This is a genomic window from Stenotrophomonas sp. Ps181 (assembly GCF_025697425.1).
GTDB classification, from domain to species: domain Bacteria; phylum Pseudomonadota; class Gammaproteobacteria; order Xanthomonadales; family Xanthomonadaceae; genus Stenotrophomonas; species Stenotrophomonas sepilia.
In genome coordinates, this window is the sequence record NZ_JAHWBI010000002.1 from 394,986 (window position 1) to 420,647 (window position 25,662).

The window sequence follows — 25,662 nt, forward strand, 5'->3', positions numbered from 1 at the left end:
GAGTATAGGGCCGCCGCCGGGTCAGGGCCCGGCGGCGGCAGTAGACCGCAGCGTTGCGCGGTCAGTTGGCCAGCTGGCAGGTGGCTGGCTTGGCCGAGGTGAACAGGGCCGGGGTCGCCCACTCGGGGTGGTCGATGAACGGGTTGCGATTGCCCTGGAAGCTGTAGACCACGTCATTGCGGGCACGCTCGGCATCATCCGGCGGATCGGACAGGTGCCAGTCGATCAGCGTCGACAGCAGGCCCATGTAGGCCGGCGAACTGCTGGTCTTGACGATCTTGCTGCGGTCGTCGGTCAGCTCCAGGTCCGGCTCGGACTGACCGGTGGCCGCATCCTTGCCGCCCTCATAGCGGATCGCCATGTACATCACCGCACGCGCCATGTCGCCCTTGCGCTTGCCCCACACCTCGAAGGTGCCGGTGTTGCCGTCCGGCGTGCGCACCCAGTTGGAGTTGCCCGGATAGCCGCCGCTGCCGCCGCCCTGGCCGTTGTTGGCTTCGGTGGCACGCTCGCCGCAGCTGGCATCGCACTTGCCGAACGGCTTGTTGCCACGGTCGGCGTTCCACTGCGCGTCGGTCAGGTACAGCATGTGGGTGTCGGTGTACGGCGCGTAGGGCAGGCCCTTGTCACCGGTGGTGGTGGCAAAGCCCAGCGAGTTCGGCCAGGTGTGCTCGCGGTTGTAGGTCAGGCCGCTGCCGGTGCCCGCACGGTCACTGACCTTGGCGTAGCTGCGGTTGCGGTAGGCATCGAGGATGCGGTTCGGGTTGTTCGGATCCTCGTCGGCGATTTCCAGGATGGTCCAGGTGCTGGTGCCCGAGCCGCTGTACGGGTAGGCGGTATGGCCCTTGATGGTGGCGTGCAGCGAGCAGCGCAGCTGGCTGGGGCTGCTGGTGTTGACCCTGGAGTAGTAGCCGGCCGGCACGCCCGGGTTGCCCGGGTCCGGATTGCCGCCGGTGCTGGCCACGGTGAAGGCGATGCGGCTGTCGGCGGCCGGATGCGCGCCCTGCAGGTCGGTGATGCGCGCGGCGCGGATGTCGAAGCGGCAGGCTTCACCAGCCACCAGCGCGGTATTGGTGGACAGCTTCACGCTGCGGCCGCTGGCCGGGAAGGTCAGCGGCACGGTGCCGGAGGTGCCGCAGCTCAGGGCGAAGGCGCCACTGGCCAGGTTCACCGTCTCGCTGAACACCACTTCCAGGTCGGCGGCAGCGGGGAAGGTGCTGCTGCCCTGCGCCGGGGTGGTGGTGGAGACTGACGGCGGCGTGTTCGGGCCTGGCGTGCCACCGCCGCTGAAGGTCTGGCCGTTGTTGCAGCTGCCGAAGGTCTGGCCGGCCGAATCGGCCCAGGTGAAGTGGGTGTACTGGCTGCCGCTGCCGGTCAGCTGCAGTGACGTACCCGGCCCCGTGCTGTTGCTTTCGGCCACCGGGATGTTCTGGCTGGTCATGCCGGCGGCAGGGCCACCGGAGGCGGTGATGGCGCCCTCGTAGCTGAGGAACTGGACCACCTTGCCGCTGGCATCGACCAGGGCGATGCCGTCGTTCGGACCATTCTGGATGCCGTTGGTCGGATAGTTGACCACGGCGATGGTGGCGCTGCCGCAGCCGGCGGCGGTGCCGGCCGGGACCGGATTGTTGGCATAGACGGTGGCGGCCGACGGATTGCTGCCGTTGTAGAGGTACAGGCGGTAGCCGGACAGGTCCTCACCGGCAGTGGCTACGACCTCGATCGCTTCGCCGACGTCACCGGCGGCGGTGCTGTCGTCGTAGTGCAGTTCATTGATGAAGACCTCGGCCTGGACCGGCGCAGTGGCCAGCGCCAGCAGGCAGGCGGCGGCAAGCGGGGACAGCAATCGCATCGACGGCTCCTTGTGATTGGGAATGCCTGACCGAGCCTAAGGCCGATCCAGTGACACTTTGTCGTAAATGAACGTCAGATATCTGACAGTGCGACGCTTGTCACCGAAATTGTCCAGGACCGACGCCTTGGGCGAGGCGCGCGGGCGGGAAAATTTTTTTTAGTTCCGCCCTTGAAAGGGGGCGGCGGGGCTCCATCTCTGCCCTGCTCCCGACGTTGTCGGGTTTCTTCACGTGCGGTTCTGGCACTCGCCTGGGGTGAGTGCTAACATCGCCGGACTTTTTTAGACCAATCAATCACTTAAGAGGTCTCTTATGAGCATCAAGCCGCTGCACGACCGCGTTGTGGTCAAGCCGATCGAAGCCGACGAAATCTCCGCCGGTGGCATCGTCATCCCCGACTCGGCCAAGGAAAAGTCCACCAAGGGTGAGGTCGTGGCCGTCGGCCCGGGCAAGCCGCTGGACAACGGCAACGTGCGCGCGCCGTCGCTGAAGGTCGGCGACAAGGTCATCTACGGCCAGTACGCCGGCAGTTCGTACAAGAGCGAAGGCGTCGAATACAAGGTCCTGCGCGAAGACGACGTGCTCGCCGTCATCGGCTGAGCCCCGGCGCGACCTGTTTCAACCTGATCCCAGACTCCCAGCCGCCGGGCATCGTCCGGCGCTACCAATGAGGTAAATGCAATGGCTGCCAAGGATATTCGTTTCGGTGAAGACGCCCGTTCGCGCATGGTGCGCGGCGTCAATGTTCTCGCCAATGCCGTCAAGGCCACCCTGGGCCCGAAGGGCCGCAACGTCGTGCTGGAAAAGAGCTTCGGCGCCCCGACCATCACCAAGGACGGCGTCTCCGTCGCCAAGGAAATCGAACTGGCTGACAAGTTCGAGAACATGGGCGCGCAGATGGTGAAGGAAGTTGCTTCGCGCACCAACGACGATGCCGGCGACGGCACCACCACCGCCACCGTGCTGGCCCAGGCCCTGATCCGCGAAGGCGCCAAGGCCGTTGCCGCCGGCATGAACCCGATGGACCTCAAGCGCGGTATCGACAAGGCCGTTTCGGCTGCCGTCGCCGAGCTGAAGAACATCTCCAAGCCGACCGCCGACGACAAGGCGATTGCCCAGGTCGGTACCATCTCGGCGAACTCGGATGAGTCGATCGGCCAGATCATCGCTGACGCGATGAAGGAAGTCGGCAAGGAAGGCGTCATCACCGTTGAAGAAGGCTCGGGCCTGGACAACGAGCTGGACGTGGTCAAGGGCATGCAGTTCGACCGCGGCTACCTGTCGCCGTACTTCATCAACAACCAGCAGTCGCAGACCGCTGACCTGGATGACCCGTTCATCCTGCTGCACGACAAGAAGATCTCCAACGTCCGTGACCTGCTGCCGGTGCTGGAAGGCGTCGCCAAGGCCGGCAAGCCGCTGCTGATCGTCGCCGAAGAAGTCGAAGGCGAAGCGCTGGCGACCCTGGTGGTCAACACCATCCGTGGCATCGTCAAGGTCGTGGCCGTCAAGGCCCCGGGCTTCGGCGACCGTCGCAAGGCGATGCTGGAAGACATGGCCGTGCTGACCGGCGGCACCGTGATCTCCGAAGAAGTCGGCCTCTCGCTGGAAAAGGCCACCATCAAGGACCTGGGCCGCGCCAAGAAGGTGCAGGTCTCCAAGGAGAACACCACCATCATCGACGGCGTCGGCGACAAGGCCAACGTTGATGCACGCGTGGCGCAGATCAAGACCCAGATCCAGGACACCTCCTCGGATTACGATCGCGAGAAGCTGCAGGAACGCGTGGCCAAGCTGGCCGGCGGTGTTGCCGTGATCAAGGTCGGCGCCTCGACCGAAATCGAAATGAAGGAAAAGAAGGACCGCGTCGACGACGCCCTGCACGCCACCCGTGCGGCCGTTGAAGAAGGCGTGGTTCCGGGCGGCGGCGTCGCCCTGGTCCGCGCGATCACCGCGCTGGCCGGCCTGAAGGGTGCCAACGAAGACCAGAACCACGGCATCCAGATCGCCCTGCGTGCGATGGAAGCCCCGCTGCGCGAGATCGTGGCCAACGCCGGCGACGAGCCGTCGGTCATCATCAACAAGGTCAAGGAAGGCACCGGCAGCTTCGGCTACAACGCGGCCACCGGCGAGTTCGGCGACATGCTGCAGTTCGGCATCCTGGACCCGACCAAGGTGACCCGCTCGGCCCTGCAGAACGCGGCCTCGATCGCCGGCCTGATGATCACCACCGAAGCCATGGTTGCCGAAGCTCCGAAGAAGGACGAGCCGGCCATGGGCGGCGCTGGTGGCATGGGTGGCATGGGCGGCATGGGCGGCATGGACTTCTAAGTCCACGCCTCCGGCGGTCGTTGCCGGCCTCGGTCGGCACGCCTTCCCGATGTGATCTAAAGAAGAACCCCGCCGCAAGGCGGGGTTTTTTGTTGCCCGGTTGCCGTCGCCGCAGTGCATCGCTACGCTCGGTGACCATGCCTACCTCGTTCATCGTCGTTGACGACTTCCTTTCTCCCGCCGATGCGCAAGGGTTGCGCCAGGCGGCACTGGGCCTGGACTATCCCGTTCAGGAGGGCGCATTCCCCGGCCGCAATTCACAGCAGCGGCTGGACCTGGATGGACTGTCCGGCGCGGTCTCGCGACTGGTCAACGAACCGCTGCGGCCGGTCAACCCGCCGCAGTCGCACGGCAAGTTCCGCCTTACCCTTGCCGGCGACACCGGCCGCGCCAAGGTACACGCCGACCGCTCGCACTGGTCGGGCATTCTCTACCTGAGTGCACCGGAGCACTGCGAGGGCGGCACCGAGTTCTTCCGCCACCGCCGTACCGGCACCGAACGCATGGCCCTGGATGCGGCGGAGCTGGCCGCATTGGGCTACGCCAACGGCGGTGACATGCATCGCGACATCATCGAGCGCGACAGCAACGACGACAGCCAGTGGGAAATGACCATGCGCATTCCGATGCGCTTCAACCGGCTGGTGCTGCTGCGGCCCTGGTTCTGGCACACCGCCGGGCCAGCGTTCGGTGATCGGCCAGAGAATGGCCGGCTGGTGTACCTGATGTTCTTCGAGCAGGCGCGATGAGGAGTGCCATCCACGCATGGCGTGGATGCTCGCCCTGGCCGCATTCGCCATGCACGCGTGATCGCACCCTCATTCGACGAATACCTTCGCCGCGCCATACTCCCACTGCCACGGCACGCCGGTATCGCCCAGCACGAATGCCACCAGTGCCGGGAACGCAGCTTCCGCCCGTACATCGTTGCCCAGAATCACCACGCAGCGTTTGTGCTGTTCGATGCACACCAGCGTGTTGCCGACCGCATCGTCGTGGCCGCCCTTGTAGAAGCCTGCGCCCTGCGGGCCGCGGAACGTCACCACGCCCAGGCCCGCGGCCAGATCCTGGCGTCGCTGCGCCGCGGGCAGCTCCGGCTGCAGCGTTGGGAACTGGCTGGCGGTGGTGATCGGCAGCTGCGGCCGCACCAGTTCCCTGCGCATTGCAGGCGACAGCCCATCGCCGCGGACATAGCCGGCGGCGAAGCGCGCCATGTCGGCGATGGTGGTGTCCATCGAACCGGCCGCACGCACGCGGCTGCGTTCATCGTGCGGCTCGGCCGTGCCTTCCGCAGTCCAGCCATCGGCCAGGTTGGCGGCGAAATCCTCACGCCACATCATGCTGGTGCGGACCATGCCGAAGCGGTCGAATACCTGCCGCTGCATCAATGCACCCACGTCCTGGCCCAGCCGTCCACGCTCGATCACGAACTGCAACAGGATCAGCCCTTCGCCGGAATACCCGTAACGACTGCCGGGATCGAAGTGGAACTTCAGGCGGCCATCGGGTTCCAGGAACCCGAAGTTGGCGAAGCCACTGGAATGGTTGAGCAGCAGGCGCGGGGTGAGCCGGCGCCAGCGCGCATCATCGGCCAGTACGCTGTAGTCGGCGTACTTCTTCGGCTCTGGCGGGTAGTCCGGCAGCGGCTTGTCCAGCGCCGTGGCGATGCTGGCGTCCAGCGCGATCCGCGCGTCCTGGGCAAGCTGTGCGACCACGTGGCCGAACGCCATCTTGGTCAGCGAGGCGGCGTACATCACGGTATCGGTGCGCAGCGGCTCGCCTGCGGCGTTGCGTTCGCCGTAGGCGGCCACGTGTACCACCTTGCCGCCATCGATCACCGCCAGCGCCATCCCGCGCGCATGGGCCGCCTGCATCAGCCGCTGTGCTTCGGCATCGATGCGCGCGGGCGAGGGTAGCGGCGGCGGCGCGGCCAGCACGGCCGGCGGGAGCAGCGTCAGCAACAGCAGGACAGCACGGCGCATGCGTGGAACTCCTGGCAGGACGTGGCGCGATGCTACGCCTGCCAGGTCCCGCCGTCATGCGCCGGACGTCAGCCGGGTCGGCGCAGGCAGATCCGCGCGGCACCCGCACCGATGTCCACCTGGCCACCGCGCATCGCGTCGGCACCGAGGATCAAAGCCGGTCGCGCCTCCAGGCCGATCGCCCTGAACACCGGCAGTTCGCTGATCCGGACCTCCATCGGCGGGTGCCGCCAGCCGCTGCCGGTCATGCCGGGCAGGGTGTACAGCCAGGTTGCCTGTGCACCGCCACCCAGCCCCTCGGTGCCCTTTTCACGTGCACGCACCCGAGCATCGCTGCCGTCGGTGCGCAGGCCCAGTGCGCGGGCTGCTTCGGCGTTGAGGACGGTCTGCGCGGCACCGGTGTCGACCACGGCGATGGCGTCCACGCCGGGCGTACCCAAGGCAAGCGTGATGAAGCCGAACTGGCGCAGGCTGTCATCGCGGCTGGGCAGCGCATTGGGTTGGCAACCCGGTCCTTTCAGGTCCAGGCCGCCGGCTGTCCACAGCGCCAGTTGATTGCGGCCGAAGTCCCAACGGGTGTCCCAGCGCCCGGTCAGATCGTTGCCGATCAAGCCGTCAATGGCCGGATCATCACCCTCCGCCAGCGATGACAGGTCGACCTGCATGCCACTGGCCTTCAATTGCCAACTGCCCAGCTGCCATGCTGTGCTGCGCATGCGCTGCAACCGCGCCGCCTTCGCGCTCGCGCCCTGGGCCTGCGACACTGCCGCTTCCGCATCCTGCAAACCATAGCGCCGCACTACGCGTGCATCGACCAGGGTTGCCCCGGCGGCACTGTCGACCACGAAGCGCAGCGGCTCTGAACGCCCGTCCAGCGAGACGGCCACTGCCGGATGACCGCCCTGCATCCACATCGGCAGGACGTGCTCGGCGGCATCGGAGGCGAGCGCCGGCAAGGGGATGGCGAACAGGGGCAGCAGGAACAGGCGCAAGGGAAGACTCCGCAGTGATCGTGGGCGACCATTGGCGCGCAGCGGCGTATCACCGCGATATCGGCATTGATACCGTCCTGATACACAGGTGCGGGATACTGGGGGAATGAACACTCCCATCCGCGTCATCGTCGTCGATGACGATGCCAGCATTCGTGACGCCATCGCCGACCACCTGCTGCTGCACGGCTACCAGGTGCGTGTGGCGGCGGATGCAACAGCGCTGGACGTGTTGCTGCAGGTTGAACGTCCTGACCTGATCATCCTCGACTGGATGATGCCCGGTGAGGATGGCCTGTCGGTTTGCCGCCGGCTGCAGGCGCGGGCGATCCCGATCCTGATGCTGTCGGCGATGGGGGCCGCGCCGGATCGCGTGATCGGCCTGGAGATGGGCGCGGACGACTACCTGGCCAAGCCGTTTGACCCGCGCGAGCTGTTGGCGCGGGTACGCGCGCTGCTGCGCAGGCAGGACAAGCTGCGCGCACAGGTGGCCAGCGAGCTGCGGTTTGATGGCTGGCGATTGCTGCCTGACCAGCGTCGCCTGTTCGCGCCGGATGGTGCCGAACTGGTGCTGAGCCGCGGTGAATTCTCCCTGCTGCTGGCACTGGCTGAACGTCCCGGGCGGGTGCTGGCGCGCGAACAGCTGCTGCAGTTGAGTCGCGGAGAAGCCAGTGACAGCGTGGACCGTGCCGTCGACCTTGCGATCAGCCGCCTGCGCCGCAAGCTCGGGCAGGCCGCGTCCGGCGCTGAAGCCCTTGTGCAGACACTGCGCGGCGAAGGGTACCGCTTCAACGCGGAGGTAGGGGTGTTGTGAGCAGCCGGTGGTCGACCACCCGCTGGATCGCGATGCTGGCCTTGACCAGCCTGCTGCTGGCAACCCTGGTCAGCGTTGCGGTAGTGGGTTGGATGCCCCGGCCCGCGCCGCCACCGATGCGGCTGGACCATGCGATGCAGGTGCTGCGTGGGGAACAGGCGCCGGCGCCACTGGGATTGCATATGTCGACGCAGGACGCGCCGCCCCGGGGCAGCGCCAGCGACTGGCTCACCCAGTTGGCGGCGGTGCAGATGGACCTGCCGGCCGGGAATGTGCGCCTGGTGTGGACGGGGCAGGGCAGGGCGCCCGATGTGCAGGTCATCGAGGGTGGCGCGGTACTGGACGCCTCCGCTCGTGCTGGCGTGCTGAAATCGCAGGCCGCGTTGCTGACCGCCATGCAGTGGCCGCCGTTCGAACTGGGGATGCGGCAAGCCGATGGCCGATGGCGGGTGGTCGGCAGCGACCACAGTGATCTGGCGGCCTGGCGCCGCCAGGTGATGCTCGCCCTGCTGGGCGGTGCGATCCTGCTGGCACCTCTGGCGGCGTGGGCGTCAATCCGGTTGGGGCGCCCGCTGCGACGCCTGGCTGAAGCCAGCGCACGTGTCGACCTGCAGGCTGAAACGCCGTTGCCTGATGACGGTCCACGCGAAGTGCAGGTACTGGCCACAGCGATCAGCACCGGTCGCGAACGCCTGCGCGCCCAGGCACGGGACATGACGCATATGCTGGCGGCAGTGGCGCATGACCTGCGCACGCCCTTGACCGGCCTGCGCCTGCGCGCCGAGTTCGCTCCCGCGCCACAGGCCGCCAGGATGGTGGCAGACATCGAGCGCATGGATACGATGATCGAGCAGGTGCTCGACTACGCACGCGGTGAGCTGCAGCCGTTGCAGATGCGCATGCTGGATCTTTCAGCGCTGCTGGAGGAGTGCGTGCAGGCGGCGCTGCTGCGCGGGGTCGACATTTCCCTTCAGGGCCCGGATACGTTGCCGTGGCATGGCGATGCGCTGCTGCTCCGGCGCGCGGTCGACAATCTCATCGACAACGCCGAGCGCTACGCGGGCGCCGTGGAGCTGTCGGTCGCCATGGCGGGTGACGGGGTTCAGCTGGACGTGATGGACCGCGGCCCCGGCATCGCCGAGATCGATCGCGCACGCCTGCTGCAACCGTTCCAGCGTAGCGAGGGCTCACGTAGCCGCGCCACCGGGGGCGCCGGACTTGGACTGGCCGTGGCTGCCAACGTGGCGAAGCGCCACGCGGGCGAACTTCAGCTGCTGCACCGCGAGGGCGGGGGGCTGGTCGCGCGGCTGCTGCTGGGACGCACTTCCTGAGTCAACTCCGATTTGCCTCCACTGGTCATTCCGCCATATGATTAGGCGCCTAATCATACTGCGAGGGAAGGATGATCGAAGCCAAGCATCAGGCGTTGCTGGAGGAAGCGCAGCGGCGCGGCCACGCCAACATCGCGCAGCTGCGCCTGTGCTTCCAGCTGCTCTCGTTGTCCTCGTCGATCGATCGCGACTGCGCTGCACGGTTGGCACCGCACGGGCTCAGCGAGGGTCGCTTCATCGTGCTGTTCCTGCTGCACGGGGCCGGCGGCGCACTGGCGCCGCACGCGCTGGCCGAGCGCGCTGGCGTGACCCGGGCCACCATCAGCGGCCTGCTCGATGGCCTGCAGCGCGAAGGCCTGCTGCAGCGTCGCAGCGATGACGAGGATGGCCGTCGTCTGCAGATCGTATTGACCGCACCGGGCAAGCGTTTGGCCGAGTCGCTGTTCGAGCAGCACACACAATGGATCAGCGGCCTGTTCAACGGCCTGGATGCTGATGAACGGCAGCAGCTGTCACAGCTGCTGCATAAGGTCTGGCAGCACACGGACACCGGACGGGAAGCCGCCGCATGAGCACGCCCATTCCCGCGGAACGGCTGCGTGCACTCAACAGCGGTGGTGCCGCTGCCACGCATCTGGCCGAATGCCTGGCAGTGGATTTCGCCGCGCTGTTACAGGGGGTGGCACCTGCGCTCGAGCCGAAAGCGCTGCAACGTATGCGCGACGCCTCCGGCAGGGGCATCACCCAGCGCATGGCGCTGGCGGCGCGGTTGCTGCGCGAAGCCGGGCAGGGTGATCCCGCGCACTGGCAGGCACACGCATCAGACACCGTGCGTGGCTGGGCCTGCTACCTGATCGGCAGCGATGCCGGCGCGACGCTGCCGGCCAAGCTGCGGGCGATGCGTCCGCTGGCTGACGACCCGCACTTCGGCGTGCGCGAATGGGCATGGCTGGCGCTGCGCAGCGACATCGTTGCCGCACCGTTGCAGGCGCTTGAGTACCTGCACATGTGGACGCAGGAAGCATCGCCTTACCTGCGCCGCTTCGCCTGCGAAGCGCTGCGCCCACGAGGCGTGTGGTCCACGCATATCGCGCTGTTCAAGCAGCATCCAGAACTCGCATTGCCGATGCTGGAAGCAATGGCCAACGACCCGGAGCGCTACGTGCAGGACTCGGTCGGGAACTGGCTCAACGATGCCGGCAAGACTCAACCGCAGTGGCTGCGCGAGCTGTGCGCGCGGTGGCAACAGCAGCACCCTGGCGATGCCAATGCCTACATCCGCAAACGCGCCATGCGCTCGCTCCGGTAGTGCCGGCCGCTGGCCGGCAATCTCATCAACCTCAAGGAAGACCTTCCATGTCCCACACCCTCATCGAGCTCTACACCGCCACCCCGGCCTGGACCGCGCTCCCGCCTGACCAACGCACCGCCTTCTTCGCCCGCATCGGTGCTGGCATGCGGCAGTTCGATCCGGTCCGCATCACACCGCTGGCGATGGGCCGCATTGCCACGGGCGTACAGCACGGCAGCGATGAGCAGTTCTATGCGGTCTGGCGCTGTGCAAGCCGCGCGGACGCCGACGCCCTGGTGGCCGGCATTGCCGCCACCGGTTGGCATCAGTACTTCACCACCACCAACGCCTTGGGCGCGGACGAGGGGATGGTCCAGCACCTGGCCGATCTGGCCGCCTTGTAGCGGCAACCCGGACGCGCATGGCACATGCGCCTGTCACCCGGACGCGGTAAACAGGACATTGCCCATGTCCATCCGCAGGGAAGTCGATCATGCAGAGCACGCTCCAGGTAACGCTGTACGGCCCGCAGGGCGATACGCCGGCACTGCAGCTGCCGCAGATGGAAGGGCCCTCGGTGGCCATCCCCGAAGCGGTACTGCGCCGGCTGGTGTCCGATCTCTACACCGCCCGTTCCCTGCTCAATCCCGAGCAGCTGGACGAGGCCCGGCAGGAGCTGGACCGCGTGCTGGAGCGCTGGGCCGACATCCACGAAGGCCTGCTGCTGGACGTGGAAGTGCATGGCAGATGAGCGACGTTGCACGGCGGCCGCCGCGTGGGCTGCGCGGGCAGGCGCATCACTGAACCGCGCCCCCAGTTGCGGATGAAACATTTTGCACTGCGCAAAAGCTGTGCTATCAATAGATCCCATGAACGCAGCCGCTACCCGCTTTTACTGGTATTACTTTCCGAAGCCACTGGCGGAGGAAGGACTGCGCTCACCCTGAAGAAAGCTTCAGACGCATTCCCGAAAGCCGCCAGCGAACCTGGCGGCTTTTTTCATGCCGCCACGCTGGGGACCCCCAACGTTCCGGAGATCTCCTGCAATGCCCCCGCACACCGACGACCTGCGTATCCGCACCATCGAACCGCTGACACCGCCTGCCCAGCTGCTGGCGATGCTGCCCTGTGACGATGAAGCTTCCGACACCGTCAGCGCCTCGCGCGCGGCCCTGCACCAGATCCTGCACGGCCGCGACGATCGCCTGGCGGTGGTGGTGGGCCCGTGCTCGATCCACGACCCGAAGGCCGCCATCGAGTACGCCCAGCGCCTGAAGCCGCTGCGCGATGCGCTGGCTGGCGAGCTGGAAATCGTCATGCGCGTGTACTTCGAGAAGCCGCGCACCACGGTGGGCTGGAAGGGCCTGATCAACGACCCGGACCTGGACGGCAGCTTCAGGATCGACAAGGGCTTGCGCATTGCTCGCGGCCTGCTGCGCGACATCAACAAGCTCGGCCTGCCGGCCGGTGTTGAATTCCTCGATGTGATCTCGCCGCAGTACATCGCCGACCTGGTGGCATGGGGCGCGATCGGCGCACGCACCACCGAAAGCCAGGTGCATCGCGAGCTGGCTTCGGGGCTGTCGTGCCCGGTCGGCTTCAAGAACGGCACCGATGGCAACGTGAAGATCGCTGCCGACGCGGTGGGTGCGGCATCCAACCCGCATCATTTCCTGTCGGTCACCAAGCAGGGCGGCACCGCCATCGTGTCGACCACCGGCAACCCGGATTGCCATGTGATCCTGCGCGGTGGCAAGCAACCGAACTACGACGCTGGCAGCGTGGCTGAGGCCTGCCAGGTGCTGGCCAAGGCCAAGCTGCCGGCGCGACTGATGATCGACGCCAGCCATGCCAACAGCCTGAAGAACCCGGAGAACCAGCCGAAGGTGATCGACGACATCGCCGATCAGATGGAAGACGGCGAACAGCGCATCGTCGGCGTGATGATCGAGAGCCATCTGGTCGGTGGCCGCCAGGAACTGGTGGAAGGCCAGCCGCTGGTCTACGGGCAGAGCATCACCGATGGCTGCATCGACTGGGACACCACCGTGACGGTGCTGGAGCGATTGGCTGCGGCCGTGCGTGCCCGTCGCGACGTAAAGGTGTCCGAAGCCGCTTGAGTGCGGCACGTGTGTGGATGGCGGCCAGCGCCTGCGGGGGTGCGGCCGCGATCAGGGCCGGCCGGAGTTGGAGACCGGCCCGTCCGCACCGGCGATGCGCCTGGCGCTGCGCATGAGCGACAGCGCCAGGTACATCGCCGGGGTGGTGCAGTCGATCAGCGCCCAGCATGGAACCCCAGGCGAACGCGAACCTCAATGCACTTCGTCGTGGTACACGAACTTCGGCATTTCCCAGCGGTAGTGGATGGCCAGCAGGCGCAGCGCGAAGCCGCCGCCCAGGCAACACAGGATCGCGGTGGCGTCGGCCACGCCCCAGTGCAGCAGCAGCAGGTAAGCGGCGCCGGTCAGCAGCGCGATGATCGCGTACAGCTCCTTCTGGAAGATCAGCGGCACTTCGTTGCAGAGGATGTCGCGCAGCACGCCGCCGAACGCGCCGGTCAGCATGCCGGCGATCAGCACGATCGGCATCGCATGGCCGGCTTCGCGCGCGATCGAGCAGCCGATCAGGGTGAAGGCGATCAGGCCCAGTCCGTCGAGCACCAGGAACGTGCGGCGGAAGTGGTGCATCCAGCGCGCCACCCAGGTGGCGATCAGCGCCGCGCATACGGTGAAGCCCAGGTACTCCGGATGCTTCACCCAGCCCAGCGGGTAGTGGCCGAGCAGGATGTCGCGCAGGGATCCACCACCGAGGGCGGTGACGCAGGCGATCATGACCACGCCGAACAGGTCCATGCGGCGGCGGCCGGCGGACAGTGCGCCGGTCATGGCTTCGGCGGAAATGGCAATCAGGTAGATGATGGACAGCAGCATGGGACAGGCTCCGGGCGCGGTGGGGCCGGCCATGCGCGACGACCGCCACTGCCTGCGCAATGACGGGATGACGATGACCGGTGCCGCTCCCGCTGTCCTTTTGCCTGAGAGTTCAGCGGCATGGGCCGCGTGCCCCTTCGGCGGATCGTCCCGGGCGTGCCCGGTGACCTCTCTCCAGCTCGGCGAGTCGAATGCATGGTTGGTGGGATTCCAGCCCACCGGCCTGAGCGATCATGGGAGCCTGCGCCTTCGGCGGGCGCCAGCGCGGCGCCTCTCTCCTGCATTCGGGCGCCAGTATATCCGCTGCAGTGCAGCACGGCATAATCCAGGCATGGCCCCGTCCCTCCGCCCGTGGTTCCTGTACCTGCTCGAATGCCGCGATGGCAGCTATTACGCCGGCATCAGCACCGACGTGGACGCGCGTTTCGCCGCTCACCAGGCCGGCAAGGGCGCGCGCTACACCCGGGCCCGGCCACCGCTGCGCGTGCTGGCCGTGCGCGAATACCCGGACCGGGCCGCCGCCTCCCGCGCCGAGTGGCAGCTCAAGCAGCAGCCGCGCGAGCGCAAGCTGGCCTGGCTGCAGGCGCCGGATTCCAGCCTTTTGTAGAGCCGAGCCCACGCTCGGCTCCGGATTCTGTAGGTCCACGCCATGCGTGGATGGGCTGCCGGGCCATGCGATGATCGCCCCGCGCCAAGCGCTGGAGACCCGGATGTCCACCTTTGCTTTTCAGCACGACCGACGGTCATTGTCGTCGCTGTGGTACCCGAAACCGAAGGCGCCGTGAACGATGCGCGCCGCCGGCAAAGCATGGATCTCCGTCGTCGTGCTGGTCGCCGGCATCGCGCTGTTGCCTGGCCTGCTGTACCTGCTCGGGCTGGCATTGGCAGGCGGTCGGCCGAAGCCGGCCGACCGTGTGCCCAGTGGTGTGGCTGCGTGCAGCAGTGAGCCACGGGCGGGATACCACGCGATGAACCCCTGGCGCTTCACCGCCCAGTTCTTCGACAAGGACGTGATGAAGAAGGTGCCTGAAGTTGAGCGTGAGGCCTTCTGGATTGCCCGGCGCCACCTGTGGCGGCAACCGCAGCGCGGCATGCTGCGCTGGCATCTCAGTAGTACCGCATTGACGATCTGGATCACCCGGCATTGGAGTGCCGCGCAGATTGCCGACACCGCGAGGAAGGAGGACTTCTGCCGGACCGGGTCGAAACGGTGGGTGTCCGGTGGCCCGATGAACCGGTAGATCCACGCCATGCGTGGAGGGTGTTGACGGGGTCAGAGTCCTTTCCTGCGGAAAGGGATCCGACCCCGCTGCGTGCAGCCCTAGCGCTTCGGCCGCCGGTCGTCGCGGTCATCACCGAAGATGATGCGCGCACTGCGCTGGTAGCTCCAATACGCGACCGCCCAGTTCAGCAGCACCACGATGCGGTTGCGGAAGCCGATCAGGAAGAACACGTGCGCGGCCAGCCAGAACCACCACGCCAGCACGCCCGACAGCTGCAGTCGGCCCAGGTGCACGATCGCGGCCATGCGGCCGATGGTGGCCAGGTTGCCGTAGTCCGCGTACTTGAACGGACCGGGCTCGGGTGTGCCGTGCAGCCGTGCGCGGATCACCTTGGCCACGTATTTGCCCATCTGCTTGGCGGCCGGTGCCACACCGGGGACCGGCTTGCCGTCGGCCTGGCTCAGCGCGGCCAGGTCGCCGGCCACGAACAGCTCCGGGTGATCGGGCAGGGTCAGGTCCGGTTGCACCGGCACGCGTCCGGCGCGGTCCAGCGGCACGTCCAGCGTGCGCGCCAGCGGTGAAGCGGCCACGCCGGCGGCCCAGACCACGGTGCGCGCTGGTACGAACTGGTCACCGAGCGTGAAACCCTGGCTGTCGATGTTGCTCACCGGGGTACCGGTCAGCACTTCCACACCCAGCTTTTCCAGTTGGCGGCGCGCCTTCAGCGAAAGCACATCCGGGAACGAGGACAGCACGCGCGGCCCAGCCTCGACCAGCCGCACCTTGGCGCTGGCCGGGTCGATGTGGCGGAATTCGTTGCGCAGCGTGTGGCGCGCGATCTCGGCCAGGGTGCCGGCCAGTTCGACACCGGTGGGACCACCACCGACGATGGCGAAACTCAGCCAGGCCGCTTTCTTCGCCGGGTCCGGTTCGGCCTCGGCGCGTTCGAACGCCAGCAGCAGCTTGCGGCGCAGCGCGATGGCATCGTCCAGCGTCTTCAGGCCGGGCGCATCATCGGCCCACTGATCGTTGCCGAAGTAGGCGTGGGTGGCGCCGGTGGCCAGCAGCAGGCTGTCGTAGTCCAGCGTGCTGCCATCGGCCATGCGGATCTGCCGCGCCTGCTTGTCGATGGCCACCACTTCGCCGAGGCGGACTTCCACATTGCGCTGGTGGCCGAGGATGTGGCGCAGCGGTGCGGCGATATCCGGCGCGGACAGGCCGGCGGTGGCCACCTGGTACAGCAGCGGCTGGAACAGGTGATGGTTGCGGCGATCGACCAGGGTGATGCGTATGCGCTCGCGGGCCAGGGCACGGGTGGCCCAGAGACCGGCAAAACCGCCGCCGACAACGACCAGGTGGGGAACGCGCTCGCGACTCATCGACTCACTCCAGTGGGGGCATCGGGGGAAGCGCCTGGCATCTTCGCACGGCGGCCACCTGTCACGTCAGCGCCTGCCCGGATCGGCGATACTCGGGTTCAGGCAACGGCCCGTGAGGAGCCCATGAGCGAACCGGAAAAGCGCATCGCCCTGTTGATCGACGCCGACAATGCGCCGGCCTCGAAGATCGACGAGGTCCTGGCGGAAGTCGCCCGCTACGGCGTGGCCAACGTGCGCCGTGCCTACGGCAACTGGAAGAGCCCGCGACTGAAGGGGTGGGAAGCGGTGCTGCATGAGTATGCGATCCGCCCGATCCAGCAGTTCGCCTACAGCAAGGGCAAGAACGCTTCGGACATGGCGATGGTGATCGATGCCATGGACCTGCTGTACGCGCGCAACCTTGATGGCTTCGCCATCGTCTCCAGCGATGCGGACTTCACCCCGATGGTGATGCGCCTGCTGACCGATGGCGTGAAGGTATATGGCTTCGGCGAGAAGAAGACGCCCGAGCCGTTCGTCAATGCGTGCTCGAAGTTCACCTACCTGGAGGCACTGGGCCAGACCCATGCCAGCGTGCCGGATGCCGAGCAGGCGTCCAGCGAGCAGGCTTCGAACGAGCCGGTGGCCAACGACGATGTCCGTCCACGCAAGAGCGGTGCGGAGATGCGCAGCGACACGCGGCTGGTGAAGATGCTGCGCCGTGCGGTGTCCGCGGCCGAGGGCGAGGATGGCTGGTCGCACCTCGGCCCGGTTGGCAGCCAGATCGGCAACCAGGCCTCGTTCGATCCGCGCAACTACGGCTACGGCAAGCTCAGCGATCTGCTGGCGGCGATCGGCCTGTTCGAGCTGAAGAAGGATGGCAAGTCCTCCTACGTGCGCGCGCTGCCAAAGAAGAACCGGTAGTGCCGGCCGCTGGCCGGCAATGCCCGGATGCCAGGTCCCGCATCCGGCACGCACACACCTGTATCGATCAGGCGTATCGTTGCCGCTCGCATTGCCAGCAAAGGAAACCCGCATGTTGAAGATCTGGGGCCGCCGCAATTCCAGCAACGTCCGCAAGGTGCTGTGGTGTGCCGAGGAAATCGGCCTGCCGTACGAATCCATCGAGGTCGGCGGCAGCCACGGCGGCACGCAGACGCCGGAGTACCAGGCGATGAATCCCAACGGCCTGGTGCCGGTGATCGAAGACCACGGCCTGCCGCTGTGGGAATCGAACGCCATCGTGCGCTACCTGAGCGCGCGCTATGCGCTGGGCACGCTGTACGCCGAGGACCCGATGGAACGCGCCCAGGCCGAGAAGTGGATGGACTGGAGCACTTCGCGCATGGCACCGCTGTACAGCGACCTGGTCTGGGGCATCATGCGCACCGCGCCGGCCGACCGCGACGAAGCGCGCATCAGTGCCGCCATCGTGCGCGCCGGTGACTACCTGGCGATGGCCGACGCTACCCTGGCCAGGCAGCCGTGGCTGTCGGGCGAGAAGTTCGCGATGGGCGACATCCCGCTGGGCTCGCTGGTCTACGCCTGGTACGAGCTGCCGATCCAGCGGCCGGAGCTTCCGCACCTGGCGGATTGGTATGCGCGCCTGCGCGAGCGGCCGGCCTACCAGCGCGGCGTGATGTCGCCGCTGACGTAAGCGAAGGCGTTCGGGGGCGGATCCCACCCGGCGGGTGGGCTCTGACCCCTCAATACAGATCCGTCGGATCCACATCCAGCGACCAGCGCACCTTGCGGGCTTCCGGCAGCGCATACAGCTGCGGTACCAGTTGCGAAAGCACGCCATGCAGGGGCGGTCGCTGCGGCGCCGACAGCAGCAGCTGCGTGCGCTGGTAGCCGGCGCGGCGTGGCATCGGGGCTGGCATCGGCCCGTAGGCCTCGACCACGTCCTGCTCGCCCAGCAGCTGCCGCGCGGCCAGCAGGAATGCATTGGCATGCTCGACCTGCTGCGCTTCAGCACGCATCAGCGCCAGATGCGCGAATGGCGGGAACCCGGCCGCCTGGCGCTGGTTCAACTCGGCCTGCGCAAACGGGTGGTAGCCACCGCTGACCAGGGTTTCCAGCAGCGGGTGACCAGGGTGATGGGTCTGCAGCCAGACCTCGCCGGGGTCACGTGCACGTCCTGCACGACCGGCCACCTGGATCAGCTGCTGCGCCAGCTTCTCGCTGGCGCGGAAGTCGGCGGAGAACAGGCCTTCGTCGATGCCGACCACCACCACCAGGGTCAGCTTCGGCAGGTCGTGGCCCTTGGCCAGGATCTGCGTGCCGACCAGGATGCCGGGCTGGTCGCCCAGTTTCGCCAGCTGCTGTTCCAGCGCGTCGCGTCGCGAGGTGGTGCCGCGGTCGATGCGCACCACCGGGAAGTCGGCGAAGGCGGCGGTGAGGTGTTCTTCCAGGCGTTCGGTGCCGATACCCTGCGGCTGCAGTGCCAGGCTGCCGCAGGCCGGGCACGCCAACGGCGCCGGTTGGCGCGCGCCACAGTGGTGGCATTGCAGGCGCCGGCCGCCGCCATGCACGGTCATCGGCGCATCGCAGCGCTGGCACGGCGCGGTCCAGCCGCAGTCGTGACACAGCAGCACCGGTGCGTAGCCGCGGCGGTTCTTGAACACCAGCACCTGCTGGCCGCGCTGCAGGTGCTCGCCGATGCCGGCCAGCACGTCGGCCGAGAGGCCGTCGTGCAAGGGCCGTTTGCGCACATCGAGGATGCGCACGCGCGGTGGCCGTGCATCGCCGGCACGCTGCTTCAGGCGCAGGTGGGTGTAGCGGCCTGCATAGGCGTTGTGCAGGGTTTCCAGCGAGGGCGTGGCGCTGCCGAGCAGTACCGGAATGCCCAGCGCCTTGGCCCGGACCAGAGCGAAATCGCGCGCGTGATAACGGATGCCGTCCTGCTGCTTGTAGCTGCCGTCGTGTTCCTCGTCGACGATCAACAGGCCGGCCTGCGGAAACGGCGTGAACACCGCCGAGCGGGTGCCGACGATGACCCGTGCTTCGCCACGTGAGGCGGCCGCCCAGACGCGCGCGCGCTCGTTGTCATTCAACCCCGAATGCAAGGCGTGCACGGCGATGCCGAGACGACCGCGGAAACGTGCCAGGGTCTGCGGGGTCAGGCCGATTTCCGGCACCAGCACCAGCGCCTGTCTGCCCTGCGCCAGGCAGTGGATGATCGCCTGCAGGTAGACCTCGGTCTTGCCGCTGCCGGTCACGCCATCCAGCAGGAACGGCTGGAAGCCGTCGGCAGCGTTGATCGCCGCCACCGCCCCGGCCTGGTCCGGGTTGAGCGTGGGGCCGGGCAGTGGCTGTGCATGCTGGGGGGCCACGCTCAACGCAACACGCTCGGCCAGCGCGCGCTTGGCCAGGCTGCGTGCAGCGATGCGCCAGTCGGCCATGCGTTCGCCGAGCACGTCCTCATCCACGATCGCCCCGGCCAGCAGCTCGGCCAGTTGCCGCGGACGGCTGCCGGCGCGCAGCTTTTCACGCTGGGCGTGGCCTTCGGTGGTCAGCTGCCAACCCCAGTGGTGTGTGTCGGGCAGGACCTCGCCGTGGCGCAGCGGGCCGGGCAGGGCGGTGCTCAGCACCTCGCCCAGTGGCGCATGGGTGTAGCGCGCCAGCCACTGCAGGCTCTGCCAGAGTTCGCCCTGCAGCAGCGGCTGCAGGTCGCACCAGGCCAGCGCCTGGCGCAGTCCCTGGCCGTCGTCGGTCTGGCCGTGGCCGGCCACCACGCCGACCAGCTCGCGGTTGCCGAACGGCACCTTCAGGCGGCAGCCGACTGCGGCCGTGGGGCCATCGCCCTCCGGCGACAGGTAGTCGAACAGGCGCGGCAGCGGGACGGGCAGGGCGACCTGCAGGGTCGGAATGGGTGAAAGCATCGGGCCAGTGTAACGGGCCATGCGCGCCGGAATGGCAGGGGGCAGACGTGCCCGGGCGACGACCGTTGAATCATAAATGTCACCTAAATATCGGTGTCCATTGGAGATTCAGTCTTATCCACATGTTCTGTGGATAACGTTGTGCGTTACCGGTCGACGGGAACCCAGGAGGCCGATGGCGACGAGCTCACCCTTGGGTTGGTCAAAAAATCGCCACACTTCAAAGTCATTAAAAATCAACGACTTGAGTGTGAAACATTGCTGAAACAGAGTGAATTCAGCTGCATGCCGCAGTTTCCCGCGCGGGGAGCGTGGTGCTGTGCACAACCTGCAGCACGAAGTGCCTGTGGGCGCAAGTCCTACGGGTGCCGATGGGCTGCCGCTATCATGCCGGCAGACCTTTGGAGTGACCGATGACGGCTGTGCCCGCCCCTGTTTCCTCGACCGCGGCCGGCGCGCTGTCGGCGTTCCTGCGTGGCGTCGAGCGCCGCGCCCTGGTGGTGGCTGAACTGCAGTGCGGCGATGCCGCGCGTGCCGAGCAGACCCTGGTGGCGGTGATGCGCGCGTTTGCGGCGGTCGCCAGCGACCTGCCGATGGCGCAATGGCCGACCCGCTTCTGGACCCTGCTGGGCCAGCGCCAGGCGCTGCGCGAGCCGGCGGGCGGGCAGTGGGCGCCGTCGTTGGCCGCGTTGGGCGCGATGCCGCCACTTCCACGACTGGCGCTGCTGCTGCGGGTGGGCGGCAGCCTCGACGAGGGCATCGCCATGCGCGTGCTCGACCAGGACGAGGCCGGCTACCAGCACCTGCTGGCCGATGCCTGCCCGCGTGATGCCCAGGGCCGGCCCGATGCCGCGGCCTGGCGCCAGTTGGCCGAGCAGGTACAGGCCCGTGTCCGTGACCTGCCGGCCGCGCGCCTGCAGCAACTGCAGCAGCCGGCCGCACCCACCACCCACAATGAAGCACCGGCCTCCAGCTGGCGCGCTCCCCAGCGCGACGAGCGGGCCACTGCCAACGCCAAGCGCCGTCGGGCGAGTGCCAAGCCGCGCTGGCGCGGTCCGCTGATCCTGCTGGTGACCGTGGCGGTACTGCTGGCCGCGGCGCTGGGTTGGCGCCACCTGCAGGGACATTCGTTCGGCAGCGATGCACCCTTGCCGGAGGGCGTGGTGGCCGAAGCCGGTCCGGTGACCGTGGAAGCCCTGCCACCGAGCAAGGTCGACGCCGCACCGGACGCGGGCCAGGCGCAAGCCAATGATGACGCAGCGATGCTGGCAGATCGCGACTACCCGCTGGTCGCCGATGCCGACCTGTACGCGTGGACTGCCGCGGGCGGCCCGCTGCCGGTGGATGAATCGCAAGCCAAGCCGAGCCGGCCGGAGCCGGCCAGTGCCACGCTGGAAACTGCTGCCGCCGATGAATAAGTCCGTGTTCGCCAGCCTGCTGCTGGCCCTGCCGCTGTCGCTGTCCGCCGCACCGCAGCCGTTGAGCGTGCCGTTGCCGCCACCGGTTGCGGGCAGTTCGCCGGCCACGCCGGCGTCGGCCGCTGCAACAGCACCTGCGGAGTTCGCCCAGCTGGATGCGCAGCAGCAGCGACAGCGCCGTGCCGACTACGCCGCCTGGCGCGCATTGCCGGAAGCAGAGCGCGAGCGCATCCGTCAGGCGGCTGCGCGCTTCAATTCGCTGCCGGCCGATCAACAGCAGCGCATGCGGCAGCAGTTCCAGGCGCAGGATCAGGCGTTCCGCGACGGATGGCGGCTGGGCCCGCAGCTGGGCCTGGAATTCCCCAAGCTGCACGGACTGTTCGGATTCGTTCCACCGGCGCAACGCGAGACCGCGCTGGCCGTGCTGCGCCAACTCAGCCCGGCGCAGCTGGCCCAGCTGACCCTGGTCGCGCAGCGCACGCCGCCGCAGGAACGCGACACGGTGCGCAGCGCCTTCCTCGCCGTGCCCGCCGCCGAGCGCGACAGCTGGCTGAAGCGTCAGGCCGGCCAGTAAAAAAGGGGACGGAGGGAATTAAGTCGCATCCGGCACAAACGGGCCTGAAACGACTTAATTCCCTCCGTCCCCTTTTTGTGTGGGGCGGCTGGAACCCAGCATTCACGCCGTGTCATGGGAATACCCGCGCTGCGCGCGTAAGATGACCGGCCGCAAACCCGGTGCCTGTGCCCTTCGCGCGCAACCGTAGTTCGCGTCAAGCACCTTATGTCTACTGCAACCTCCACGCCGCGCTTCAGCAAGGAAGTCGGCGCCACCGGTCTGCTCGCCCTGCCGCTTGTGCTGGGCCACGTATCCACCGGTCTGATCTCCTTCGTCGACAACGTGATTGCCGGCCACCACGCCACGGCGACCCTGGCCGCGGTGACCATCGGTACCGCACTGTTGTGGCTGCCGATGCTGATCCCGATCGGCACGCTCATCTCGCTTACCGCCTCGGTGTCGCAGCTGCATGGCGCCGGCCGCGAGCGCGAGATCGGCCCGCTGTTCCGCCAGGCACTGTGGCTGGCGCTGGGGCTGGGGCTGATCATGTTCACCTTCCTCACCGTGGTGCCGCCGCTGCTGCCGGCCTTCGGCATCGCGCCGGACATCGTGCCGGGGGCGACCGCGTTCCTGCATGCGGTGCGCTGGGGCGGACCTGCGCTGACCCTGTACTTCTGCATGCGCTACCTGAGCGAAGGCATGCACTGGACGCTGCCGACCATGCTGCTCGGCTTTGGTGGCCTGCTGGTGCTGGCACCGACGGGCTACGTGCTGGCCAACGGCAAGCTCGGCTTCCCGGAGTTGGGGGCGGAGGGCCTGGGCATCGCTTCGGCGGTGATGATGTGGCTGCAGGCGATCGCCTTCGCCACCTACCTGTGGTGCACCAAGCGCTTCGCCCACCTGCAGCTGTTCTCGCACTTCGAAGGGCCGCGCTGGAAGGCGATCTGGGAGCTGCTGCGCACCGGCCTGCCGATCGGCATCACCGTGCTGATGGAAGGTGGCCTGTTCATCGTCACCGCGTTGCTGATCGGTCGCCTGGGAGCCAATGAAGCGGCGGCTCACCAGATCGCGATCAACGTCGCGCAGCTGTGCTTCATGATCCCGATGGGCGTGGCCGAGGCCACCACCGTGCGCGTCGGCCATGCGGTCGGCCGTGGCGATGGCTTCGGCGTGCGGCGTGCGGCCTGGGCCGGTTACGCGATCATCATGGGCACGCAGACGCTGTCGGCGGCGGTGCTGCTGTTCGGCCACGACGCCATCGTCGGTGTGTACACCAACGACCTGGCGGTGGCCGGGCTGGCCTCGACCCTGCTGCTGTACGCGGCCACCTTCCAGTTCCCGGACGGCATCCAGGTACTGTCGGCCGGTGCGCTGCGCGGGCTGAAGGACACCCGCGTGCCGATGTTCATCGCCATGTTCGCGTACTGGGGCCTGGGCATGCCGCTCGGCGCCGGGCTCGGCCTGGGGCTGGGCATGGGCCCGCAGGGCATGTGGATCGGCCTGATCGTCGGCCTGACCGCCGCTGCGATCCTGATGGGCTGGCGCCTGCGCCGCAGCAGCCAGCGCATCGGGCAGTCCGCGCTGTCCTGATCTTCCTGCCCGCCACGTTCACCCGTGACGGGCGATCCCCTGACTTGTGTCCGATGCTGCATCACGCGGCACCGGCTATGCTGGTACCACGGCAAGAAGCCATCCGGAGCGTTCCATGAATCAACCCGTGCCCCCGCTGCCCCCGGCGCGTCGCAACCCCGTCGCCAGTTTCTTCATCGGGCTGTGGGACGTCATGAACTTCACCCGCCGGTTGATCCTCAACCTGGTGTTCTTCGGCCTGCTGTTCCTGCTGCTGGTGATGTTCGTCATCGCCGCCGGCATGGGCGCCGGTGCCAGCAAGTCGCTGCAGGACCGCACCACCCTGGTGATCGCGCCGGAAGGCCGCCTGGTCGAGCAGTTCAGTGCCGATCCGGTCAGCCGCGCGCTGGCCAAGGCGGTGGGTGACAACGGTGCCGAGGAAATCCAGCTGCGCGATCTGCTGCGGGTGATCGAGTCGGCCAAGGACGACAAGAAGATCGAGCGCGTGGTGCTGGAGCTGGACAAGCTGCAGCCGTCCGGGTTCGCTTCGCTGCGTGAAGTGGCCGCCGCGCTGCAGGATCTGCGCGCCTCCGGCAAGCAGCTGGTGGCCTACAGCGAGAGCATGGGCCAGTCGCAGTACCTGCTGGCCGCGCAGGCCGACGAGGTCTACCTGGACCCGATGGGTTCGGTCGTGCTCGAAGGCCTGGGCCGTTATCGCCAGTACTTCCGCACCGGCCTGCAGGACAAGCTGGGCGTGGACGTGCACCTGTTCAAGGTGGGCGAGTACAAGTCCGCGGCCGAGCCGTACGTGCTCGACGCCGCGTCGCCGGCCTCCAAGGAAGCCGACCTGTTCTGGATGAACGACGTGTGGCAGCGCTACCTGGGCGACATCGCCAAGGCCCGTCGCCTGGACCCGGCACAGCTGGCCGCCGGCATCGACACGCTGCCGGAAGGCATCGCCGCTGCCGGTGGCGACCTGGCCAAGTTCGCCCTGCAGCAGAAGCTGGTGACCGCGCTGAAGACCCGCGAGGAATTCGAGGATCTGATGATCGAGCGCGGCGTGGCCGACGAGGATGCCGACGGTGGTTTCCGCAACGTCGACTTCGGCCGCTACCTGGCCCTGCTCGACGCGCGCCGCAACCCGGTGGACTCGCGTCCGCAGGTGGCGGTGGTGGTGGCTGCCGGCGAAATCAGTGGCGGTGACCTGCCGGCCGGCCGCATCGGTGGCGAGTCGACCTCGGCGCTGCTGCGTGCCGCGCGCGACGACGATAACGTGAAGTCGGTGGTGCTGCGGGTGGATTCGCCGGGCGGTGAAGTGTTCGCCTCCGAGCAGATCCGTCGTGAAGTGGTAGCCCTGCAGGCCGCTGGCAAGCCGGTGGTGGTGTCGATGGGTGATCTGGCCGCTTCCGGTGGCTACTGGATCAGCATGAACGCCGATCGCATCTATGCCGATCCGTCGACCATCACCGGTTCGATCGGCATCTTCGGCATGGTGCCGAACTTCAGCCGCGCGCTGGACAAGATCGGCGTGCATACCGATGGTGTCGGCACCACCCGTTTCGCGGGTGCCTTCGATGTCACCCGTCCGATGGATCCGGCGGTGGGCCAGGTCATCCAGACGGTGATCAACAAGGGTTACGCCGACTTCACCGGTCGCGTCGCCGACGCCCGCAAGAAGCCGGTCGAGGCCGTCGACGAGGTGGCCCGTGGCCGCGTGTGGAGCGGTGCGCAGGCCAAGGAACGCGGCCTGGTCGATGCCTTCGGTGGCCTGAAGGATGCCGTGGCCGATGCCGCCAGCCGGGCCAAGCTGGGCAAGGCGGACGCTTACCGCGTGCGCTACATCGAGAAGGCAGCCACGCCGTTCGCACAGTTCGTCAGCGGTTTCGCCGGCAGCCGCGCCGGTGCCTGGATGCTGTCCGATTCGGGCATGGCGCGGATGATGCTGGCACGCACGATGCCCGAAGTGGATACGCAGCTGCGCTTTGTCGAGAACGCGGCCCGTGAGAAGGGCAATGGCGCACCGGTGAAGGCGCTTGCTTACTGCTTCTGCGGGTTCTGACGGAAGCCATCCACGCAGATCGTGGAACTACTGGACAGCGAAACGCCCGGCCTTGGCCGGGCGTTCTCGTT

The 25,662-nt window shown here is 67.6% G+C and carries 24 protein-coding genes and 2 riboswitches; of the genes, 18 read left to right on the forward strand and 6 right to left on the reverse strand.

All coding sequences use genetic code 11. The features are described 5' to 3' along the window. Positions 1-61 precede the first annotated feature (61 nt). The gene (locus KXV01_RS05425; RefSeq protein WP_049411829.1) at positions 62-1,852 is read right to left on the reverse strand and encodes an endonuclease; all 1,791 of its coding nucleotides are present in this window, start codon (positions 1,850-1,852) and stop codon (positions 62-64) included. Positions 1,853-2,165: 313 nt separating this feature from the next. On the opposite strand from KXV01_RS05425, the gene KXV01_RS05430 reads away from it, so the two are divergent. The 3 genes from KXV01_RS05430 (at position 2,166) to KXV01_RS05440 (ending at position 4,933) form a co-directional block, all read left to right on the forward strand. Beyond that, complete coding sequence (locus tag KXV01_RS05430) at positions 2,166-2,453, forward strand: co-chaperone GroES (protein WP_005411227.1); 288 nt, start codon at positions 2,166-2,168, stop codon at positions 2,451-2,453. A gap of 81 nt (positions 2,454-2,534) precedes the next feature. Next, positions 2,535-4,184 (forward strand): chaperonin GroEL, encoded by a 1,650-nt coding sequence (gene groL, locus KXV01_RS05435; protein ID WP_005411226.1) that lies wholly within the window; start codon positions 2,535-2,537, stop codon positions 4,182-4,184. 137 nt (positions 4,185-4,321) lie between these two features. Next, on the forward strand, positions 4,322-4,933 hold the full coding sequence (locus KXV01_RS05440) for a DUF6445 family protein (protein WP_049411833.1): 612 nt from the start codon (positions 4,322-4,324) through the stop codon (positions 4,931-4,933). A 69-nt stretch (positions 4,934-5,002) separates the two neighbouring features. On the opposite strand, the gene KXV01_RS05445 is transcribed toward KXV01_RS05440, so the two are convergent. Together KXV01_RS05445 and KXV01_RS05450 are read right to left on the reverse strand one after the other, a co-directional pair. Then, positions 5,003-6,166, reverse strand: a complete 1,164-nt coding sequence (locus KXV01_RS05445) for a serine hydrolase domain-containing protein (protein ID WP_049411836.1) — start codon at positions 6,164-6,166, stop codon at positions 5,003-5,005. Positions 6,167-6,234: 68 nt separating this feature from the next. Beyond that, complete coding sequence (locus tag KXV01_RS05450; RefSeq protein WP_263467545.1) at positions 6,235-7,158, reverse strand: pepsin/retropepsin-like aspartic protease family protein; 924 nt, start codon at positions 7,156-7,158, stop codon at positions 6,235-6,237. Between the two features lie 106 nt (positions 7,159-7,264). Here KXV01_RS05450 and KXV01_RS05455 point away from each other — a divergent pair, with 106 nt between their 5' ends. From KXV01_RS05455 to KXV01_RS05485, 7 genes are all read left to right on the forward strand, one after another. Beyond that, on the forward strand, positions 7,265-7,972 hold the full coding sequence (locus KXV01_RS05455; RefSeq protein ID WP_061478145.1) for a response regulator transcription factor: 708 nt from the start codon (positions 7,265-7,267) through the stop codon (positions 7,970-7,972). Positions 7,973-8,004: 32 nt separating this feature from the next. Next, positions 8,005-9,303: an ATP-binding protein gene (locus KXV01_RS05460; protein ID WP_263467626.1), complete on the forward strand. Its 1,299-nt coding sequence runs from the start codon at positions 8,005-8,007 to the stop codon at positions 9,301-9,303. Between the two features lie 71 nt (positions 9,304-9,374). Continuing rightward, positions 9,375-9,875, forward strand: coding sequence for a MarR family transcriptional regulator (locus tag KXV01_RS05465; protein ID WP_049411847.1), 501 nt, complete (start codon positions 9,375-9,377; stop codon positions 9,873-9,875). Further along, positions 9,872-10,612 (forward strand): DNA alkylation repair protein, encoded by a 741-nt coding sequence (locus tag KXV01_RS05470; RefSeq protein ID WP_049411850.1) that lies wholly within the window; start codon positions 9,872-9,874, stop codon positions 10,610-10,612. Before KXV01_RS05465 ends, KXV01_RS05470 begins: the two co-directional genes overlap by 4 nt. Positions 10,613-10,659: 47 nt before the next feature. Then, a complete protein-coding gene (locus tag KXV01_RS05475) occupies positions 10,660-10,998 on the forward strand; it encodes a DUF6616 family protein (protein WP_049411852.1) in 339 nt (112 codons plus the stop codon). 89 nt (positions 10,999-11,087) lie between these two features. Beyond that, the gene (locus KXV01_RS05480; RefSeq protein WP_049411856.1) at positions 11,088-11,345 is read left to right on the forward strand and encodes a hypothetical protein; all 258 of its coding nucleotides are present in this window, start codon (positions 11,088-11,090) and stop codon (positions 11,343-11,345) included. Positions 11,346-11,640: 295 nt separating this feature from the next. Then, the gene (locus KXV01_RS05485) at positions 11,641-12,714 is read left to right on the forward strand and encodes a 3-deoxy-7-phosphoheptulonate synthase (protein WP_180880619.1); all 1,074 of its coding nucleotides are present in this window, start codon (positions 11,641-11,643) and stop codon (positions 12,712-12,714) included. Between the two features lie 192 nt (positions 12,715-12,906). Here KXV01_RS05485 and KXV01_RS05490 read toward each other — a convergent pair whose 3' ends face one another. After that, positions 12,907-13,524 carry a trimeric intracellular cation channel family protein gene (locus tag KXV01_RS05490; RefSeq protein WP_005411215.1) on the reverse strand — a complete coding sequence of 206 codons (618 nt, stop codon included), beginning with the start codon at positions 13,522-13,524 and terminating at the stop codon, positions 12,907-12,909. An 84-nt stretch (positions 13,525-13,608) separates the two neighbouring features. Beyond that, a riboswitch (glycine riboswitch) is annotated at positions 13,609-13,712 on the reverse strand. Between the two features lie 13 nt (positions 13,713-13,725). Then, positions 13,726-13,815: riboswitch (glycine riboswitch) on the reverse strand. 40 nt (positions 13,816-13,855) lie between these two features. On the opposite strand from KXV01_RS05490, the gene KXV01_RS05495 reads away from it, so the two are divergent. Continuing rightward, complete coding sequence (locus tag KXV01_RS05495; RefSeq protein ID WP_049411861.1) at positions 13,856-14,131, forward strand: GIY-YIG nuclease family protein; 276 nt, start codon at positions 13,856-13,858, stop codon at positions 14,129-14,131. Positions 14,132-14,312: 181 nt separating this feature from the next. Beyond that, on the forward strand, positions 14,313-14,765 hold the full coding sequence (locus KXV01_RS05500) for a hypothetical protein (RefSeq protein WP_099494885.1): 453 nt from the start codon (positions 14,313-14,315) through the stop codon (positions 14,763-14,765). Between the two features lie 80 nt (positions 14,766-14,845). Here KXV01_RS05500 and KXV01_RS05505 read toward each other — a convergent pair whose 3' ends face one another. Continuing rightward, the gene (locus KXV01_RS05505) at positions 14,846-16,126 is read right to left on the reverse strand and encodes an NAD(P)/FAD-dependent oxidoreductase (RefSeq protein WP_164283245.1); all 1,281 of its coding nucleotides are present in this window, start codon (positions 16,124-16,126) and stop codon (positions 14,846-14,848) included. Positions 16,127-16,249: 123 nt separating this feature from the next. Here KXV01_RS05505 and KXV01_RS05510 point away from each other — a divergent pair, with 123 nt between their 5' ends. After that, positions 16,250-17,029 (forward strand): NYN domain-containing protein, encoded by a 780-nt coding sequence (locus KXV01_RS05510; RefSeq protein ID WP_111096392.1) that lies wholly within the window; start codon positions 16,250-16,252, stop codon positions 17,027-17,029. Positions 17,030-17,141: 112 nt separating this feature from the next. Beyond that, positions 17,142-17,762, forward strand: a complete 621-nt coding sequence (locus KXV01_RS05515; RefSeq protein ID WP_049411872.1) for a glutathione S-transferase — start codon at positions 17,142-17,144, stop codon at positions 17,760-17,762. A 49-nt stretch (positions 17,763-17,811) separates the two neighbouring features. Here the strand turns inward: KXV01_RS05515 and KXV01_RS05520 are convergent, their stop codons facing one another. Further along, entirely contained in the window at positions 17,812-19,989 is a 2,178-nt protein-coding gene (locus tag KXV01_RS05520; RefSeq protein WP_263467627.1) for a primosomal protein N', read from the reverse strand. A 413-nt stretch (positions 19,990-20,402) separates the two neighbouring features. Here KXV01_RS05520 and KXV01_RS05525 point away from each other — a divergent pair, with 413 nt between their 5' ends. The 4 genes from KXV01_RS05525 to sppA all read left to right on the forward strand — a co-directional run bounded on the left by KXV01_RS05525 (position 20,403) and on the right by sppA (position 25,591). Beyond that, positions 20,403-21,407, forward strand: coding sequence for a hypothetical protein (locus KXV01_RS05525; protein WP_049411873.1), 1,005 nt, complete (start codon positions 20,403-20,405; stop codon positions 21,405-21,407). Next, the gene (locus KXV01_RS05530) at positions 21,400-21,981 is read left to right on the forward strand and encodes a DUF3106 domain-containing protein (RefSeq protein ID WP_049411876.1); all 582 of its coding nucleotides are present in this window, start codon (positions 21,400-21,402) and stop codon (positions 21,979-21,981) included. The genes KXV01_RS05525 and KXV01_RS05530 overlap by 8 nt, the downstream gene beginning before the upstream one ends. A 207-nt stretch (positions 21,982-22,188) precedes the next feature. Then, positions 22,189-23,553: an MATE family efflux transporter gene (locus tag KXV01_RS05535; protein WP_263467546.1), complete on the forward strand. Its 1,365-nt coding sequence runs from the start codon at positions 22,189-22,191 to the stop codon at positions 23,551-23,553. A 115-nt stretch (positions 23,554-23,668) separates the two neighbouring features. Beyond that, a complete protein-coding gene (sppA, locus tag KXV01_RS05540) occupies positions 23,669-25,591 on the forward strand; it encodes a signal peptide peptidase SppA (protein WP_049411880.1) in 1,923 nt (640 codons plus the stop codon). Positions 25,592-25,662 lie beyond the last annotated feature (71 nt).

Excerpts from the sequence above, each read along its gene's own strand:
- KXV01_RS05460 (WP_263467626.1), top strand. The coding sequence starts at position 8,005 with ATGCTGGCCTTGACCAGCCTGCTGCTGGCAACCCTGGTCAGCGTTGCG.
- KXV01_RS05510 (WP_111096392.1), top strand. The coding sequence starts at position 16,250 with ATGAGCGAACCGGAAAAGCGCATCGCCCTGTTGATCGACGCCGACAAT.
- sppA (WP_049411880.1), top strand. The coding sequence starts at position 23,669 with ATGAATCAACCCGTGCCCCCGCTGCCCCCGGCGCGTCGCAACCCCGTC.
- KXV01_RS05505 (WP_164283245.1), bottom strand. The coding sequence starts at position 16,126 with ATGAGTCGCGAGCGCGTTCCCCACCTGGTCGTTGTCGGCGGCGGTTTT.
- KXV01_RS05525 (WP_049411873.1), top strand. The coding sequence starts at position 20,403 with ATGACGGCTGTGCCCGCCCCTGTTTCCTCGACCGCGGCCGGCGCGCTG.
- KXV01_RS05440 (WP_049411833.1), top strand. The coding sequence starts at position 4,322 with ATGCCTACCTCGTTCATCGTCGTTGACGACTTCCTTTCTCCCGCCGAT.
- KXV01_RS05520 (WP_263467627.1), bottom strand. The coding sequence starts at position 19,989 with ATGCTTTCACCCATTCCGACCCTGCAGGTCGCCCTGCCCGTCCCGCTG.
- KXV01_RS05515 (WP_049411872.1), top strand. The coding sequence starts at position 17,142 with ATGTTGAAGATCTGGGGCCGCCGCAATTCCAGCAACGTCCGCAAGGTG.
- KXV01_RS05535 (WP_263467546.1), top strand. The coding sequence starts at position 22,189 with ATGTCTACTGCAACCTCCACGCCGCGCTTCAGCAAGGAAGTCGGCGCC.
- KXV01_RS05495 (WP_049411861.1), top strand. The coding sequence starts at position 13,856 with ATGGCCCCGTCCCTCCGCCCGTGGTTCCTGTACCTGCTCGAATGCCGC.
- KXV01_RS05480 (WP_049411856.1), top strand. The coding sequence starts at position 11,088 with ATGCAGAGCACGCTCCAGGTAACGCTGTACGGCCCGCAGGGCGATACG.
- KXV01_RS05490 (WP_005411215.1), bottom strand. The coding sequence starts at position 13,524 with ATGCTGCTGTCCATCATCTACCTGATTGCCATTTCCGCCGAAGCCATG.
- KXV01_RS05485 (WP_180880619.1), top strand. The coding sequence starts at position 11,641 with ATGCCCCCGCACACCGACGACCTGCGTATCCGCACCATCGAACCGCTG.
- KXV01_RS05500 (WP_099494885.1), top strand. The coding sequence starts at position 14,313 with ATGCGCGCCGCCGGCAAAGCATGGATCTCCGTCGTCGTGCTGGTCGCC.
- KXV01_RS05530 (WP_049411876.1), top strand. The coding sequence starts at position 21,400 with ATGAATAAGTCCGTGTTCGCCAGCCTGCTGCTGGCCCTGCCGCTGTCG.
- KXV01_RS05465 (WP_049411847.1), top strand. The coding sequence starts at position 9,375 with ATGATCGAAGCCAAGCATCAGGCGTTGCTGGAGGAAGCGCAGCGGCGC.
- KXV01_RS05425 (WP_049411829.1), bottom strand. The coding sequence starts at position 1,852 with ATGCGATTGCTGTCCCCGCTTGCCGCCGCCTGCCTGCTGGCGCTGGCC.
- KXV01_RS05470 (WP_049411850.1), top strand. The coding sequence starts at position 9,872 with ATGAGCACGCCCATTCCCGCGGAACGGCTGCGTGCACTCAACAGCGGT.
- KXV01_RS05475 (WP_049411852.1), top strand. The coding sequence starts at position 10,660 with ATGTCCCACACCCTCATCGAGCTCTACACCGCCACCCCGGCCTGGACC.
- KXV01_RS05430 (WP_005411227.1), top strand. The coding sequence starts at position 2,166 with ATGAGCATCAAGCCGCTGCACGACCGCGTTGTGGTCAAGCCGATCGAA.
- groL (WP_005411226.1), top strand. The coding sequence starts at position 2,535 with ATGGCTGCCAAGGATATTCGTTTCGGTGAAGACGCCCGTTCGCGCATG.
- KXV01_RS05445 (WP_049411836.1), bottom strand. The coding sequence starts at position 6,166 with ATGCGCCGTGCTGTCCTGCTGTTGCTGACGCTGCTCCCGCCGGCCGTG.
- KXV01_RS05455 (WP_061478145.1), top strand. The coding sequence starts at position 7,265 with ATGAACACTCCCATCCGCGTCATCGTCGTCGATGACGATGCCAGCATT.